This is a genomic window from Parcubacteria group bacterium CG10_big_fil_rev_8_21_14_0_10_36_14, assembly GCA_002772895.1.
Classification (GTDB): Bacteria; Patescibacteriota; Patescibacteriia.
On the sequence record PFCS01000018.1, the window covers coordinates 1 to 337 of the forward strand.

Genomic DNA, 337 nt, shown 5'->3' on the forward strand with positions numbered 1-337 from the left:
ATTGTTTTGGGTTGTTTGAAAAATATTTTGTGTTAACTCCGTTTGATATTACAAATATCTGCACATATTCAAATAATGTTCCTGTGAATGAATGTTTATGGTATCGCTGTATCTGGTTGAATGCCTCTTTCATTTCCACGCCTCTGCGCTTTAGCTCTATATGCACCAAGGGCAAGCCATTGATTAAGAGTGTAACATCATATCTGTTCTCGTATCTTCCTTTTTGCGTTATTTGATGCGTTACTTGGTACTCGTTTTTGCACCACTGTTCCATGTTAAAAAACCGCACATAAAAAGTTTTTTCATTATCCAATCTTAATAGAAATCTATCACGCAA

At 35.0% G+C, this 337-nt stretch carries 1 protein-coding gene; it reads right to left on the reverse strand.

Translation table 11 applies throughout. The features are described from left to right. Nucleotides 1–337, reverse strand: a 337-nt coding sequence (locus tag COU51_01420; protein PIR66904.1) for a hypothetical protein, incomplete at both ends; no start/stop codon positions are given.